At 42.3% G+C, this 15,351-nt stretch carries 14 protein-coding genes; all 14 read right to left on the reverse strand.

Annotation, left to right across the window (positions count from 1 at the left end; genetic code table 11):
• Positions 1-168: 168 nt before the first annotated feature.
• The 14 genes from ald to recN all read right to left on the reverse strand — a co-directional run bounded on the left by ald (position 169) and on the right by recN (position 15,351).
• A complete protein-coding gene (gene ald, locus UF75_RS04560; protein WP_045573417.1) occupies positions 169-1,284 on the reverse strand; it encodes an alanine dehydrogenase in 1,116 nt (371 codons plus the stop codon).
• Between the two features lie 114 nt (positions 1,285-1,398).
• Positions 1,399-1,998, reverse strand: coding sequence for a stage II sporulation protein M (locus UF75_RS04565; RefSeq protein ID WP_045573418.1), 600 nt, complete (start codon positions 1,996-1,998; stop codon positions 1,399-1,401).
• A 160-nt stretch (positions 1,999-2,158) separates the two neighbouring features.
• A complete protein-coding gene (locus UF75_RS27990) occupies positions 2,159-2,296 on the reverse strand; it encodes a hypothetical protein (RefSeq protein ID WP_156146223.1) in 138 nt (45 codons plus the stop codon).
• Positions 2,293-2,829: an NUDIX hydrolase gene (locus tag UF75_RS04570; RefSeq protein WP_045573419.1), complete on the reverse strand. Its 537-nt coding sequence runs from the start codon at positions 2,827-2,829 to the stop codon at positions 2,293-2,295. The genes UF75_RS27990 and UF75_RS04570 overlap by 4 nt, the downstream gene beginning before the upstream one ends.
• 324 nt (positions 2,830-3,153) lie before the next feature.
• Positions 3,154-3,702 (reverse strand): 2-oxoacid:acceptor oxidoreductase family protein, encoded by a 549-nt coding sequence (locus tag UF75_RS04575; RefSeq protein WP_045573420.1) that lies wholly within the window; start codon positions 3,700-3,702, stop codon positions 3,154-3,156.
• A gap of 7 nt (positions 3,703-3,709) precedes the next feature.
• The gene (locus UF75_RS04580; protein WP_045573421.1) at positions 3,710-4,453 is read right to left on the reverse strand and encodes a thiamine pyrophosphate-dependent enzyme; all 744 of its coding nucleotides are present in this window, start codon (positions 4,451-4,453) and stop codon (positions 3,710-3,712) included.
• The gene (locus UF75_RS04585; protein ID WP_045573422.1) at positions 4,437-5,519 is read right to left on the reverse strand and encodes a 3-methyl-2-oxobutanoate dehydrogenase subunit VorB; all 1,083 of its coding nucleotides are present in this window, start codon (positions 5,517-5,519) and stop codon (positions 4,437-4,439) included. Before UF75_RS04585 ends, UF75_RS04580 begins: the two co-directional genes overlap by 17 nt.
• The gene (locus UF75_RS04590) at positions 5,519-5,734 is read right to left on the reverse strand and encodes a 4Fe-4S binding protein (RefSeq protein ID WP_045573423.1); all 216 of its coding nucleotides are present in this window, start codon (positions 5,732-5,734) and stop codon (positions 5,519-5,521) included. The genes UF75_RS04585 and UF75_RS04590 overlap by 1 nt, the downstream gene beginning before the upstream one ends.
• A 39-nt stretch (positions 5,735-5,773) precedes the next feature.
• Positions 5,774-6,841, reverse strand: a complete 1,068-nt coding sequence (locus UF75_RS04595) for a Glu/Leu/Phe/Val dehydrogenase (protein WP_045573424.1) — start codon at positions 6,839-6,841, stop codon at positions 5,774-5,776.
• 341 nt (positions 6,842-7,182) lie between these two features.
• The gene (locus UF75_RS04600; protein ID WP_052692990.1) at positions 7,183-8,913 is read right to left on the reverse strand and encodes a sigma-54-dependent Fis family transcriptional regulator; all 1,731 of its coding nucleotides are present in this window, start codon (positions 8,911-8,913) and stop codon (positions 7,183-7,185) included.
• A gap of 179 nt (positions 8,914-9,092) precedes the next feature.
• A complete protein-coding gene (locus UF75_RS04605; protein ID WP_045573425.1) occupies positions 9,093-10,886 on the reverse strand; it encodes a methyl-accepting chemotaxis protein in 1,794 nt (597 codons plus the stop codon).
• Positions 10,887-10,987: 101 nt separating this feature from the next.
• Positions 10,988-11,812: a sporulation transcription factor Spo0A gene (gene spo0A, locus UF75_RS04610; protein ID WP_045573426.1), complete on the reverse strand. Its 825-nt coding sequence runs from the start codon at positions 11,810-11,812 to the stop codon at positions 10,988-10,990.
• Positions 11,813-12,155: 343 nt separating this feature from the next.
• Positions 12,156-13,421: a SpoIVB peptidase gene (spoIVB, locus tag UF75_RS04615; RefSeq protein ID WP_242860109.1), complete on the reverse strand. Its 1,266-nt coding sequence runs from the start codon at positions 13,419-13,421 to the stop codon at positions 12,156-12,158.
• Positions 13,422-13,680: 259 nt separating this feature from the next.
• Positions 13,681-15,351 carry a DNA repair protein RecN gene (gene recN, locus UF75_RS04620; protein WP_045573427.1) on the reverse strand — a complete coding sequence of 557 codons (1,671 nt, stop codon included), beginning with the start codon at positions 15,349-15,351 and terminating at the stop codon, positions 13,681-13,683.

Raw genomic sequence — 15,351 nt, forward strand, 5'->3', positions numbered from 1 at the left:
CGAGAAGCTACCCTAAATAACTAATTCTTTAATAGCTTCTTTGCGGAAGATCCTAATGTGGGTCAAATGGCTGTACAAAAAAATCGAGTGGAACCCTAGCGACGGATTCCACTCGACATTATTTTAGAACATAGACTTTCAGTATGAAACATCGCTTAAGACCTCGGTCTAAAGCAACGCTTCCTCTAACGGAGTATACATAATGTTCAGCCCTTCGGCAACTGCTTTATAGGCTAATTTGCCATTAACAACATTAACCCCTTTACGAAGAGAACGATTTTCCTGAATTGCTTTGAAATATCCTTTATTGGCGATCTCAAGAGCATAACCCAACGTCACATTGGTCAAAGCAAACGTTGACGTTCGGGCAACTGCTCCAGGGATATTGGCCACTGCATAATGCACCACTCCGTATTTTACATAGGTTGGGTCACTGTGGGTGGTAACACGGTCAATCGTAGCAATACTACCACCTTGGTCAATTGCAACATCGACGATCACGCTTCCAGGGGACATTGCTTTCACCATGTCCTCTGTTACTAAATGCGGTGCACGGGCTCCAGGAATTAGTACTGCCCCCACCAACAAATCTGCCTTAGCTACACTATTGGCAATATTAAAGGGATTGGACATCAAGGTTCTAACCCGACCATTAAAGGCTTCATCAATCTCTCTTAACCTTTGAGCGCTTTTTTCCACAATGGTAACTCCAGCGCCTAAACCAATTGCCATCCTAGCTGCATTTGTCCCGACAATTCCGCCTCCGATAATGGTGACGTTAGCGGGAGTAACGCCGGGGACTCCACCCAGCAAAACACCTTTTCCACCGAAGGGCTTCTCGAGTAACTGAGCTCCGATTTGAATCGCCATTCGCCCAGCTACTTCGCTCATAGGGATAAGTAGAGGCAGTGAACCGTTATCAAGTTGGATCGTTTCGTAGGCTATCGCCACAACTTCCTTTTTCATAAGAACTTTCGTTAATTCTGGTTCTTTTGCTAGATGTAAATAAGTAAACAGAATTTGTCCTGGTTTAAAGTATTCGTATTCAGCAGCAATAGGTTCTTTAACCTTTATAATCATGTCGGCATTCCAAACATCTACTGCAGAATCAACGATCTGAGCGCCTGCATCAATATACTGTTGATCTGTGATGCCACTACCTTCACCAGCAGACTTTTCCACAACCACATGATGCCCTGTCAAAACAAAAGCATGGACACCTGCAGGAGTAATAGCCACACGACTCTCATTGTTTTTAAGCTCTTTCGGTACGCCAATCAGCATTAGTTTACCCTCCATCTCAATCATTAGGCCTTGTGTATTATTATAATTAACTATTGTGCCCTTAGCAAGCAGTTTATACTGTTACTTATCTTCAATATAACCCAAAATCAAGTCTTACAATCTCAATAAACGAAGGCCGAGGATCGAAAAATAGCCTTGTGCAACCCCTACCGCAACCGCTCCAATCGAAACAAAGGCTGCTGCAGCCGTATAGTAAAGAAATTCTCTGCGCAAAGATTCGCCTCTAGCTTTCCCTCGAAGTAACAGAAATGAGAAGATAGTTGCTAGTCCTGCCCCAAGGAGCAACAATGGAATAGCAAAAATTGTGGGTACAAGTACAGTCGTAAGAATCAAAGCAATTCCAAGCGTTCCTTTTACTCCGATGATAAAGCTTACAGCAAAGCCAAGAATAAATCCCCTTGTAAAAACAATCAGATAGATTAATGGTGCGCCGATGATCGTGAGCCCTAAGATCCAAATTCCAGCCATCATAATAAACATGTCCCTGGCAAGTTGCCCAAGGAAAGTAGGTTCAAAAGTTGTAGGTTGGCTTTTTAACAGCATGTCCAAAAACTTACCGAGCTGAGAGGTTTCGGGCACTCCCAAAGCACCGACTCCTACCGTCCCAAACACCACACCTGCAAGATAAACGCTTGAAAGTGTGAGATAAATTACCCAATATTGACGAATGTGTTCACCGAGTTGTTTCCACATCCCCGCATCCCCTCCCATACCTTTCTATGGGAAGTTTATTCCATTCAAAGAGAAAGTATGTCCACAACTCTTCCGAAAATACCCCCGCCTCCTGCCTCGATGATTAAATCACCCTGACGTCCCCCCGCAAGTTGGTCAAGTCAGCATAGGCGCAGGATTTCTAATAACCTTTTTCACAGGTTAAACAATACGTACGATGGATATCTCCGAACGAGGACTGTACCTGCTCGAACGTATTATATTCACGAGCAATATTTGGCAAAGAGTGAGCATCTACAATTAAATCTGCGAAGATCATTTAATGAGCCCCTGTACAAGTAGGATCCCAAGGATGGTTTTAGCATCCTTAAACTTATTCTCTTGTGCCTTTAGGACAGCCTCATCCCAAGCCACCCTTTCGACCTCTAAGAATTCATCGTCATCCGGTGCAAGCGGATCCCAGATTAAATCCCGGGCTAAAAAAAGATGCATAACTTCGTCTGTGAAGCCAGGGGTGGTATAAACGGAACCTATAGGTTCCAAAGTCCCACGATACCCTGTTTCTTCACGAAGTTCTCGTTCGGCACAATCCTGTGGCAGTTCTTGAGAATCGAGTTTACCTGCCGGAATTTCAAGGGTTTCTTGGCCAATGGCATAACGATATTGACGAACCATGAGAAGGTGGTTATCCTGCAAAGCGACAATTCCTACCGCTCCAGGGTGTCTTACAACTTCACGGGATGTCTCTAATCCATTAGGTAAACGAACTATATCCCGTTCTAGTCGAATCATACGACCTTCAAAAACAACTTGGCCTGTGATACGTTCTTCCCGTCGATGATCCTCTTCCAATCCGGTTACCTCTTTCCTTAACCTAACATCTAATTATTATCTTACCTTATACTCTGACTAAGATTCAAGTTAACTGAGAAAGATTATATTCACGAATCTATTAGATGTTACTCTTCCTATCCCTGGAATTTTATTTTATTTCTCGAATGCTCTTATAGGTTCATTCAGTAATGGCTTTGGACTCTATTTTCATTTGTTTAAACAGGACATGATTCTGCAAATAGTTTTTGCTGTTGGATACAACTAAAATAACCACGACCTTGATGATTATCCGGCCGTAGTTATTTTAGTTAGTTTGTTTTGAGATAAACCGAATTAGATTAGCTAAATTGATTCTTTTGCTAACATAACCCCTATCTCAAGTGCCTGACGATTAAGCGGGATAAGATTGTGTCTATATTCTGGCAGGACTTTCTTCAGAGCCCCAATGACAGATTCAAGAGTCACCGCTCGCGTCAACTCGATAAAGGCGCCGAGAATAATCATATTGGAAACCCGAGTATTTCCTAATTTCTCCTGAGCGAGTTCTGACGCCGAAATTTTTAGAACTTTAAGATCTTGGCGCTGAGAGGGTATATCAATCATTGACGAGTTAATCAGTAACCGTCCTCCTGGTTTGACATCCTGTTCGAACTTCTCAAGGGAGGGGCGATTCAAGACTATTAACGTATCCGGTTCAGTAATGATTGGAGAACTTACCTCTTCATCCGATATCGTAACAGAACAGTTTGCAGTTCCACCGCGCATTTCCGGGCCGTAGGAAGGGATCCAGCTTACATGTTTCTCTTCTACAAGACCAGCATATGCAAGAAGTTGCCCCATAGACATAACCCCCTGTCCCCCAAAGCCAGCCAGGATAATTTCTTGAAGCATTAGACCTTCACCTCTCTTCAGGCATTTTTTTGACACCGAGCGGATAAACAGGAATCATATTGTCCACTAACCATTTTAACGATTCTTTGGGGGTATATCCCCAGTTCGTAGGACAGGTCGATAAGATTTCCACGAACGTAAATCCGATACCGGCCATTTGTAATTCAAAGGCCTTCTTAATTGCTTTCTTGGCCTTGGAAACTTCTTGAGGGTTATGCACTGATACCCGGGCAATATATGCCGCTCCTTGCAAAGTGGCGAGCATCTCTGATACTCGAATTGGATATCCTTGGGGAATAGCAGTTCGTCCCTCGGGGGAAGTCATACTAACTTGGTTTAAAAGCGTTGTAGGAGCCATTTGCCCGCCGGTCATTCCATAGATGGTATTATTGACAAAAATTGTGGTGATTTTCTCACCGCGGGCTGCGACATGGACAATTTCTGCGGTACCAATGGCCGCCAGATCACCATCACCTTGGTACGTAAAAACTATCTTTTGGGGATGAACTCGTTTGATTCCCGTGGCGACTGCTGGTGCCCTGCCATGAGCAGCTTGTTGCATATCAACATTAAAGTAATTATAGGCTAAGACTGAGCATCCTACCGGAGACACTCCAATGGTTTCTTCTCTAACTCCCAGTTCGTCAATCACTTCGGCAACAAGGCGATGAATAATGCCATGTGTACAACCTGGACAATAATGAGTCTTAGACGAGGTTAGTGTCTCGGGCCGATCATAAACAGTTTTCATGCGTTTCCACCCCCTGATCGCCATTGACCCAGCGTTTGACTTCTTCAAGAACTGCACGAGTGGTAGGGACCATTCCCCCGACACGCCCATATAGGTGAACTGGGACTTTAAACTCTAAGTTATAGCGAACATCTTCTACAAGTTGTCCCAGGCTCATCTCAACCGTAAGGACATTATGAGCATACTTACAGGCCTCTTGGAGGGCATTTTTGGGGAAGGGGAATAAGGAAATCGGCCGGAATAAACCTACCTTGATTCCTTGCGCTCTTGCTTGATCTACTACCGCTTTAGCAATCCTTGCTGAAGAACCGTAACCGACCAAAACCAGTTCGGCATCGTCCGTCTTATAGTTTTCCCAGAGTACCTCTTTAGCCATTCGGTCATATTTTCGTTGCAGGTGCATGTTATGCTTTTCCAGTTCAAGTGGATCTAGAAATAAAGAGTTGATCAGATTGGGCTTCCGACCTTTCGCACCCGTCGTGGCCCATGGTTTCTCCATTTGTGAAGTTTTCTTTTCTTCTTTAAATTCAACTGCTTCCATCATCTGTCCGAGAATGCCATCCCCTAGAATCATGACAGGATTTCGGTATTCGTCAGCAAGGTTAAAGGCTTTCTCCATGAGATTGGCCATTTCCTGAACAGAAGCTGGGGCGAGTACAAGCAATTTATAATCCCCATGCCCCCCTCCTTTCACTGCCTGAAAATAGTCTGATTGGGCAGGCTGAATTCCACCAAGTCCTGGCCCCCCACGTTGCATATTTACTATAACACAAGGGAGCTCCGCTGCTGCAATATAGGAAATGCCTTCTTGTTTAAGGCTGATACCAGGGCCTGATGAAGATGTCATCACTCGTGCTCCAGCCCCCGCTGCCCCGTAGACCATATTAATGGCTGCAATTTCAGATTCAGCCTGTACAAATACTCCTCCGACTTCCGGAAGGTGTTTCGCGAGATATTGCGGAATTTCGTTTTGAGGGGTAATCGGATACCCGAAAAAATAACGGCAGCCAGCTCTAATTGCAGCTTCGCCCAAAGCTTCATTTCCTTTCATAAGCACTTTCGCCATTACTTATTCTCCTCCTTTCGAACCGTAATCACTACATCTGGGCACATTCTGGCACAAAATCCGCAAGATATGCACTCTTCTTGGTTTATTACAATGGCAGGATAAAAACCCATTGCATTTAAGCGATCGGCCATGCTAATAATGTGTTTTGGGCAAGCCTCTACACACAGTTCGCATCCTTTACAGCGGTCTTCATCAAACTCAACTTTTAGCATATAAAGCTCCTCCTTGTCTATGCTGATCACTTTCGATGATTAGCCTAAATAATTCGAGCGAATTCGTCCAATCCTCTCAATGCGTTGTTCAGCCATACGATCCGCTGCAATATAGGTAGGTATTTTAGACTCTTTGGCTATTTTAATGACTTTTGAGACATTATCATAAATCATTTCTACTTTTTTAAGGGCACGCTCATAATTATACCCTTCCAACTCATCTGCTACATTGATAACACCGCCACTATTAATAACATAGTCAGGCGCATAAAGAATTCCCAGCTTATGCAGTCTATCTCCATGCTGTTCTTCTTTCAGTACATTATTGGCCGCACCCGCGATCACTTGAAATTTAAATTGTGGAATTGTTTCATCATTTACCACTGCTCCCATGGCACAGGGCGCAAAGACATCCGCTTCAACACCAAAGATTTCTTCTGGACGGACGGCAATCGCTCCTAGTTCGTCAACCACACGTTTTATAAGTTCATCATGAATATCCGTAACAATAAGTTTGGCACCCTCTCCGTGCAAGTGTTTTGCCAAATAATAGCCGACATGCCCGAGCCCTTGAATGGCAATGGTTTTGCCTTTCAAAGAATCGCTGCCGAAGGCTTCCATCGCGGCAGCTTTCATTCCCCGCCATACTCCACGCGCTGTCATCGGGGAAGGGTCTCCGGAAGCGCCATAGGAAGAGGACACTCCTGTCACAAAATCGGTCTCTAAATGCACCCAATCCATATCTTGGACAGAAGTGCCTACATCTTCAGCAGTGATGTAACGACCGTTTAGTGATTGAACATAACGGCCAAAGGCTCGGAATAATTCTTCATTTTTTTGAGTTCGAGAATCCCCAATAATTACCGTTTTTCCGCCACCAAGATTTAAACCCGCGGCTGAATTTTTATACGTCATTCCTCTAGCAAGCCTTAATGCATCAAAAATCGCATCTTCTTCGCAGGCATAATTCCACATTCGCGTTCCGCCTAAAGCCGGTCCTAAAGTAGTGTCATGAATGCAGATAATCGCTTTTAGACCAGACGTTCGATCTTGACAAATAACAAGCTGTTCGTAATCATACTTTCGCAGGTATTCAAAAATCTCCATGTTATTTCCCCCTTAGGTCTTTTTACTATCCTCAATCCCAAACATTCTCCAGACACTTTTCTATTAATGCAATAACAGTGCCAGAACCTTCGAAATTTTCAATTTAAATAGTTTCCTATTTTTTAATTTCCCGACACCTGTACTTCTATGATTGGGGTGGGCTCTTCACCTCGTATTGTCCCTTTTGGGATAGTCGTCTTGAGATTGAGGGATACGTATCAACGAGAATCCAAGTAAACGACCTAATTATTGCGCAAAAAAATTCATGGTCTGCAGTAATTTGCCAGCAATAAATTGCTAGCAAATTTGCAAACCATGAAATAAACTTGTTCAACATTATTTTAGATAAGAGCATGCCGCTCAAGTTTGTAATAGAAATTGCGTATGGACATTTTCAGTTCCTGAGCCGCCTTCGTTTTATTACCTCCATTTCTTTGAAGTGTAACAATAAGAATAGCACGTTCCCATTGCCGTTGCAGTCCTTCGAACCCACCATCCTCCATTGTCAAAGAAGTTGGCATCGAGTTAACGAGACCCATTTCCGAATAATTGACATTTGGAAAGGCTAAGACCGGAAGATGCTGTAACTCAACAACTGTTTCCCCTATTCGCATATTAATGATTGCTCGACCTAATATATTTTCTAATTCTCGAACATTTCCCGGCCAATGATAACCCATCAGAATTTGTAACGCTTCATCACTGACCTTCTCAACACAACGGCCGTAGTCCTGATTAAAGCTCCCAATAAGGTGGTGAACGAGTAAGGGGATATCGTCCCTTCGCTGCCTCAACGGCGGAATAATGATCGGAATTACATTTAAACGATAATACAAATCTTCGCGAAATTTACCAGCTCGTAAAGCGGCTTCTAAATTTGCGTTAGTGGCTGCTATGATCCGAACATCTATATTAAACGAACGATTATCTCCAACTTTCACGATTTCCCGTTCTTGTAGCACCCGCAAGAGCTTAGCTTGAAGGTTTAGACTGATTTCACCAATCTCATCAAGAAAAATAGTGCCTCCGTTGGCTTCTTCAAACAACCCCGCTTTCCCACCACGTTTGGCTCCAGTAAAAGCTCCCTCTACATAACCAAACAGTTCACTCTCCAGAAGCCCCTCCGCTAAAGCGGAGCAATTGACTCGAATGAATTGTCCTTTCTGTCGTTCACTTGAACGGTGAATTGCATGCGCAAACAGTTCTTTACCAGTCCCACTTTCTCCACGCAGCAGGACAGTTGCCGGCGTTACTGCAGCGCGCCCTGCTTGTTCGATGGCTGCTTTAATAACATCACTTTGACCGATGATATCACTAAACGTATATTTTGCTTCCAAATGGCGAATTAATCGCTTTGCTCTTTCTAGCTCCTCCGAGAGCTTATGGATCTCAGAGATATCATGAAGCACACCAACAGTTCCCCTCAACTGACCAGATACAATAATCGGAGCAACATTTACAATCACTTCTTTACGTTTAGGTCCCACTTTCATAAAAACTCCTTTAACAGGAAGATGGGTTTTCAAGACCTGGATATGCATACTTTCTCCTTCTGCAATGTCAACAGTAGGAGGTTTACCAATGACCTCATTCGCATTAAGACCTGTCAATCGAGTGTATGCCGGGTTAATCAATAATCCAAGACCCTTTTCGTCTACTACAGAAATGGCATCCTGAGTGGAATCAATGATGGCGGAAAGCAGAATACGCACTTCTTGAAGAGAGTTTACTTTGGCTCTTAGCTCGTCAAATTCCGTCATATCTTGTAAAAAAGCAACCGCTCCGATAACGCGGCCTTGATCATCTTGATAGGGTACCCTACTGGCTATAAACATCTTTGAACCGACTCGGTTAAATCTATTGAATTCAACCGTTTGAGAATCTCGAATATTCGGGAGAGAATCATCCGGTAAGATTTGCCATAAATCCTTGCCTATGATTTCTTCAACGGACAGCTCCAATAGCTTGGCTGCCAGCGGACTACAGATCACAATTTCATTTAAGAGGTTGATACCTATGATCGCATGTTCCCTTTCTTCTGCCATTCTCTCCAGCTCTCGACGTATAAACATCTCTACTCCGCCTTCCGACTATAACCTTTCGTTATATATCCATAAGTTCTCTCTTTATATGCAAAATCCTTCTTGGCAATACTTTGCAGGTTAATTTTTTAAAAATAATTCTTGAATGGAAATTAAAAAAGCACCCTATACCCCGTCGTGCGGGTATAGGGTGCTTACATAATGCTGCGTTAAATTTTAAAACTAGCAATTGCAGATTGTAATGTATTACCCAATCCTGCTAATGAAGCAGCCGATTCAGCGATTTGCTCGGTTATAGCACTTTGTTCTTCCGTACTGGCTGATGCTTCCTCTGCCGCAGCAGCAGTTCCTTCGGCCACTGCAGAAATGGAGGCTATTGTTTCAGTGATTCCCTTTGCGGACGTATCAATTTGCTCTGCCGAAACATTCACCGCCCCAATTTTTTCTACCATATCACCTACAGACCCAGAAATTTCATGGAAGATTTGATCTGTACGAATCACCGCAGAATTTTGTCCTTCGACAATTTGCCGGGTATTATCCATCTCACGAGCAGCATCTTCGGCGCCAGCTTGAATTTTTTGTAAGATCACGGCAATTTCATGGGTAGATTGCGCAGACCCTTCGGCTAATTTTCTAACTTCCTCTGCCACAACCGCAAAGCCACGTCCTTGTTCGCCGGCACGTGCGGCTTCAATTGCAGCATTTAAGGCTAAAAGATTTGTTTGACCAGCAATCGCCGAGATAGTTTCTAATATCCGTCCAACCTCATGTGATTGATTTACTAAATCCTCAGTAGCTCTGACAACCTTTTCCGTTGCGGCTATATTCTCTTTCATTTTCTCATTTTGATTCTGTATAGCACTAAAACCGTCTTCAACAAGTACTTGAGCTTGTTCCGAACTTCTAGCAATTTCTTCAATTCTTTGTGTTACATCACTAATAGAACAGGTAATGTTTTCAACCATACGGGCAGCTTCTTGGGCCTGTATGGCTTGTTCGCTAGCACCCTGAGCCATATTTTGTACTGTGAATGCAACTTGTTCGACAGACTTTGTTGCTTCGGTAGTCGAAGCACTCATTTCTTGGGCCGAAGTAGCAATCTGCAAAGCGCTTTCTTTTGAGCGTTGAATCAAAGAGCGAAGGTTTTCTTTCATTCGATTGACAGAGTCAACCATCATACCTATTTCATCCCGTCCATTGATTTCAATATGATCAAACGTAAAATCTCCTTTGGCAATCCTCTCCATTGTTCCCGAAACCTTTGCTAAAGGATTGGCAATCATGCGTGATAAAACTAAAGCGACTAACAGCCCCCATAAAATACCTACAATCGTAATAATTCCTAAGCTAATTTGTGCTCTTTTGCTCGCCATTTGTGATTGGTTTAAGGCACTTTGGGTAATTCGATCTATTTCTTGGCGGATATCATTATTTACAGCTCGAAAGCCATCCGTTGTTGCCTTTGTACTCCCGATTTTTAAACGTGCGCTAACCATATCGCCTTGCTGAACTAATTCAATTTGCTGAAGAAAATATACTTGAGCCTGATCAATTAATGGTTGTCCACGCTCCATTAATTCAGCCATCCCGGGATGTGACGGCAGATAGACAGCAATTTTATCTAAATCTTTTTGAATTTCATCTTTTCCCGCAGAGTAAGAGGCCAAATAATTGACATCACCACTCACAACATATCCTCTTACTCCTGATTCTTCATTGACTAATTGAGTAAACAGGTCTTCCGCTAATCTCCCTAGAGGCATCGCATCTTGTGCAATTGCTGCTGTAGCCTTTTCCATTTGCATATTCTGATAGAGGGAAAAACCTGAGGAAAATATCATCATCAATAAAACAAGTCCAAAGCCCAAAATAAGTTTTCCACGCAGCTTCATATCTTTAAGAAAAGCTCGCTTGCTGTTGCTTTTTTCGAAAGTTGGCTTAAATTGACCTACATTCGATGTGCGTTCAGTTGGGTCTGTAACCACTGACATCCTTTCCATATTTAAATACATCTCCTTAATGTCTATAAGTCATTTAATCACTATATATGAAAAACACCCCCATAATCATAGAGATGTTTAACGGACAGAAGTTTGTTATATTAATACATCATCGACATACGCAATTTATCAGCAACCATCGCCACAAATTCAGAATTCGTCGGTTTACCACGATCTACATTAATGGTATAGCCAAAAAAACGGTTCATAAAATCAACGTTACCACGGTCCCAAGCTAATTCAATGGCATGTCGTATTGCCCGTTCGACACGGCTGGGAGTTGTTTGATATTTTTGGGCAATCATGGGATAAAGTTCTTTCGTAACAGCTCCAAGTAATGAAACTTCCAAAACGACGCTTACAATGGCATCCCGCAAATATTGATACCCTTTTACATGAGCAGGTACCCCCATCTGGTGTATCATTCGCGTAACTTCAACTTCGAGATTTTTGGTCGTTGGAGGTAAAATCCCATTGAAATTCTGCGAATTCGAATTAGAACTGTATTTGTCACTAACAGTATTATTATGTGGTATATTCATAGTGTTGGAAAAATCATCTTGTAGCTGACGAATACGTTTACCCAAGATATCTAAATCAAATGGTTTCAATATGTAATAATTTGCGCCAAGATTAACTGCTCGTTGTGTCATCGCTTCTTGCCCAAATGCAGTTAAAATAATGATTTTTGGTCTTATTGGTGCGTTTTGAAGTTTCTCGAGTACTCCCAAACCATCAAGATGAGGCATAATAATATCCAATAAAACTACTTGAGGTTCTTCCCGTGCTATTAATTCCAAAGCTTCATTTCCATGATATGCAACCCCTACAAGGGTCATATCCTCTTGCCGTTCGATAAATTCTTTGACAATCTCAACAAATTCCCGGTTGTCATCCGCCAATAAGACTCGTATAGGCCTTTGCATTTCCCAGGATCCCCCTCATTTCAGCCGTATTAAATTTATATTTTCGACAATTGTTTCCATACTCCTTCTTTTATTTGATAGAAATGTTAGTTTTTATTAAATAAAGTGAACTTGTTCAGCTAAAGCTGAACATCGAGACTTCGGTGGGGGACTCTACAAGCGTTCCTATTAGGAAAGGCTGCTCGGCGATACTCCCCATTTGAGGCTATCGTCACCGAAGCAGAATATAGAACACCCACTTATAGAATTGGGTGTCTTAAACGTGGATCAACTATTTTAAAATAAAATGAGTAACTATTTTTAAAAAATAGTTACTCATTTTGAATATTCCATTCCGATCTCTCTATGCGGCTTCATTTTTATTCATTTGTTTTGCATCATTGAGCATGTTTTGAATGAAGACACCATAACCTCGCTGGCTATCATTCACAAAAACATGAGTTATTGCTCCAATTAGTTTACCATCTTGAATTATTGGACTACCACTCATTCCTTGGATAATTCCCCCTGTCAAATCTAAAAGTCTTGGATCTGTGACACGCACAATCATATTTTTGCTATCTGTCCGATTATGCATAACACGATCAATATTAACCTCGAATTCCTCAATTTTTTCCCCCTTTATTACAGTATAAATCTTAGCTGGCCCTACTTTAATTTCAGATTCCCATCCTACAGGGATAGCCTCTTTGAAATAAGTGTTTTCAATTTGACCATTCATCGTACCGAAGATCCCAGTCAAGGTATTCTTTTCAATGGTTCCACTGAAGATCGAATTTGAGATAAAGGATCCTATTTTCTCTCCGGGATGTCCGCGTCTTCCCTTTTCAATCGCATAAATTGTAGAGGCAATTATCTTACCTTTTGAAACTTCAATTTTCTGGTTGGTATCTGCATCCGTAATTACGTGGCCAAGTGCTCCATATTGTTTAGAAACTGGGTCAAAAAAAGAGAGAGTCCCCACTCCGGCTGCTTCATCGCGAACAAATAAGCCCATTCGATAGCGAGCAGTCTCAGCACAATAGATTGGTTTTACAATTTTTTCCAATGTTTGCTCTTGATGTTTAAATAATACGCTGACGCTTCCTTTTTGTTCTCCGGCAGAATTAATGGCATTAGAAACTTCTTGATCTGTTCTAACTTCTTGATTATTCACTTTCAAGAGAATATCCCCAACTTCTATACCTGCTTCTTTAGCGGGGTAGACCTTTTTTCCACTCTTGTCTAAAACAGGAGATTGGCCCACAACCATAACACCTTTAGTTTGTAAAGTTACTCCAATAGAATGTCCGCCTGGCATCAATTTCATAGGTTTCATCACTTGAATTTCACTAGTTTTTAACGGAAAAATCCCAAAAAGTTTGTACGCAACATCTAATTTTTCTGACATCTGAGAATGGGATCCCGAGGTTACTGAAATAGTTTGCCTTGACGGTATTTTTTCGACTTGAATAATATTGGACCAAATTCCTTTGAATTCTGACTCTACTTGGCTTACTTGAGATTTATGAAGCTCGGGTAAATTTACTAATAATTGAAGGAAGGTGCAACACAAGAGACTGATTAATAATAAGATGCTTCTTTTTTTCACTCTCTTATCATCCTCCACTCTAATTCTCCCCATTTTCTTCCTTTTCCTCTTGTTAGAGTATCCTATAATAAGCAAAGTGAAGGTTTTTGGATTTTAAATCCTAAGCTTAAATTGTCCAAATTCAAAGTGTTTCATCCTGCTAAATCAGTTCCATATTTTCTAAAACAACGGCAATTTAGACAAAAAAAGACTGCATAATTTTAGCAGTCTTATCTCTTGAATCAATTAATCAGCAATTTTTAACGTTATTAAATGTGGTTTATGCGTTAGCTAATCTTTACCTATGTCGTCCCGATCGTTGCCATAACTCTTGGGCATGTTTACGAGTAATCTCGATTTCTCCGCCCCCGAGCATCCGCGCAAGTTCTTCAATGCGTTCGGATTCTACCAGAGGATCAACTCTCGAACGTGTCCTCGTACCCTCTACCTCTTTGGCGATGCCATAATGAATATCTGCGAATGCAGCAACTTGGGCTGCATGAGTAATGCAAAAAACTTGTTTTGCAGAGGAGATTTTTGCCAGCTTTTCTCCTACTTTATGAATTGTTCTGCCCCCGACCCCACTATCGACCTCATCAAAAATAAACGTTCCGACCGACTCGACGTTTGCTAATAAGCTTTTTAAAGCTAACATTAAACGAGACATCTCCCCTCCGGATGCAACTTTAGCCAAAGGCTTTGGGGGTTCACCGAGATTGGCAGAAAAGTAAAATTCAATCCGCTCTGCTCCGCCTGTTGTAGGTTCGGTATTTGGCATAAATCGCACTTCAAACCGACTTTTCTCCAAGCCTAAATCTGACAGTTCAAGGGCCAGTCCTTCCTCGATTCGCTGTGCAACTTCCAGGCGTTTTCGACTAAGTTGTTTGGCAAGGGTATCATAAGCTTTAAGAGTTATTTTTTGATCTTTATGTAAGGTTTCAAATTGCTCCTGGACATGAGTAATTTGATCCAACTCTTGAATCATGCTCGAGCGCTTTCCCATAATTTCTTCCACTTTTAGCCCGTATTTTCTGAGCTTATTCAGCTGGATAAGCCGATCTTCAATCTGATCAAGCCTTCCTGGTTCAAATTCAAAACTATCACGGTAGGTTCTCACCTGTTCAGCTAAGTCTTCCGCCGCATAATAGAGGGATTCAATTTGCTCGATTACATCAAAGGTCCCATCCAATCGATTCAGTTCCAGGAGTGTTTTTCGAGCTTGGCCTAAAAGATCACAGGCAGCCGGCCTCCCCGAGACGCCTTCATAAAGTGCGACAAAGGCTTCAGAAGTCAGACTAGTAATACGTTCCGCATTGTTTAGGCGTTTCTTTTCTTGGGTCAGCTCTTCCTCTTCACCTGGAATGGGGTCAACCTGTTCAATCTCCTCAATTTGATAACGTAAGATTTCCTCACGTTTTTGGCGTTCCTCGACCGATATTGACAACTCCTTTTCTTTACGGATCAGAGCTTGATAAGCTTTGGCAGCCTGATTTACCTTGTTGACTTCGTCTTGAACTCCTCCTAAGGCATCTAATAGCTCTCTATGAGTTTCAGGTCGAAAGAGGGACAAATGTTCAATTTGTCCATGAATATCCACGAGTCCTACACACAATGAACGGTAAAGGGTCAGAGGAATTGTACGACCTTGAACACGACAGACGTTTTTTCCTGAGGAGTTCAATTCACGATAGAGGAAGAGTTGGCCCTCTTCCATAGGATATCCAGCTTTCTCAAGCCTTACCATATTCTCGTGGGCGAGACCTTCGAACACGCCTTCAATTCGCGCCTGTGCTTCTCCGTGCCGAATAAGATCTGCACTAGCTCGCCCACCTAAGAGAACCCCCAGAGCGTCAATCAACATTGATTTACCTGCGCCAGTCTCTCCCGTAAATACGGTCAACCCTTGTTTGAAATTCAAGCGAACAGATTCCATTAACCCGAAATTCTCTACGTGCAACTCCGTTAGCAT

Source organism: Desulfosporosinus sp. I2 (genome assembly GCF_000960765.1).
In the GTDB taxonomy this organism is placed as follows: domain Bacteria; phylum Bacillota; class Desulfitobacteriia; order Desulfitobacteriales; family Desulfitobacteriaceae; genus Desulfosporosinus.